At 48.5% G+C, this 1,384-nt stretch carries 2 pseudogenes; both read right to left on the bottom strand.

Features of this window, described 5'->3' with window-relative positions:
* Positions 1 to 269 (bottom strand): annotated as a pseudogene (locus BG32_RS16270) (ABC transporter substrate-binding protein); the annotation flags it as partial.
* Positions 266 to 1,384 (bottom strand): annotated as a pseudogene (locus BG32_RS04925) (Two component regulator three Y domain protein); the annotation flags it as partial. The pseudogenes BG32_RS16270 and BG32_RS04925, both read right to left, overlap by 4 nt.

Consider the following 1,384-nt stretch of genomic DNA (forward strand, 5'->3'; position numbering starts at 1 on the left):
TCCTGCGGGGGAATACTGTATGTAAAACTCCAGAGAGCCTCTTCGGAATACGCTCCCCTATCGTCCCGTCCTCTGACTCTGAATGAGTGGCTTCCCTCTGAGTAACCACTCCACGTATAGTTCATCCCGAGTCCAAAATCGACCCAATCACCGTCGTCTTTGCTGTATTCATACTTTGCTATCGTGCCATCTGAGTCGCTGCCTGTCCATGAAAACGAGTTGCTTGACACGTATATATCGCCTTCAAGACCGCCAGTCTTTGTAATCACCGGGGCTGATTCGCATAACTGTAAGTGAATGACCAGATAACTATCTGCGAATACGCGCCCCCATCATCCAGAGCGCGAACATCGAAGACATGATTTCCTTCTGAGTATCCCCTCCACGTATAACTCAAGTCAGTACCTACACTTATCCAGTCACCGCGGTCCTTTCTGTATTCATACCGTTCTATCGATCCATCGGAATCGCTTCCCGTCCAGGTGAATGTATTGAGGTACCTGGTAGTATCGCCTTCAATTCCACCGGTCTTTGTTACTGTAGGAGCATTATTGTGCGGTACATATTCGAAATTCCAGACAAGAGTTGGAGAATACAATCCTTCGTCGTCTCTAGCCCTAACCTCAAAAGAGTGATTCCCGATAGAGTAATCGCCCCAGACGTATTCGTTTTCCATTCCATTGACGATCCAGGCCCCAGTATCTTTTCTGTATTCGTATTCAACTATTGTTCCATCGGGATCATTGCCCGACCAGGAAAAGGCGTTTGTGGCGTTATCTGTCTCTCCTTCAAGACCACCGGTCTTTGTCACTGCTGGTGGCACATTGGGAGGGTCGTAGTTGAACGACCACACGATTGTCTCCGAATAGGCCCCTTCATTGTCGAGAGCCCTTACTTCAAATGTATGCTCGCCTTCGGAATAACCGTTCCATGTGTATTCATCGGAAAGCTCTGTATCGATCCACTCTCCCGAGTCTTTTCTCAGTTCGAATCGCACTATTTCACCATCTGGATCGTTTCCGTTCCACGAGAAAGTGTTACTCGACTCTTCCGTTTCTCTTTCGACTCCTCCGGTCTTTGTTACTACTGGGGGCACGTTGGGAGGGTCGTAATTGAAGATCCAGATAGTAATTTCCGAATAGGCCCCTTCATTGTCGAGCGCCCTCACTTCAAACGTGTGTTCGCCTTCGGAATAACCGTTCCATGTGTATTCATCGGAAAGCTCTGTATCGATCCACTCTCCCGAGTCTTTTCTCAGTTCGAATCGCACTATTTCACCATCTGGATCGTTTCCGTTCCACGAGAAAGTGTTACTCGACTCTTCCGTTTCTCCTTCAACTCCTCCGGTCTTTGTCACTGCTGGAGGCACGTTGGGAGGGTCGTA

The organism is Mesotoga sp. HF07.pep.5.2.highcov, assembly GCF_003666285.1.
GTDB classification, from domain to species: domain Bacteria; phylum Thermotogota; class Thermotogae; order Petrotogales; family Kosmotogaceae; genus Mesotoga; species Mesotoga prima.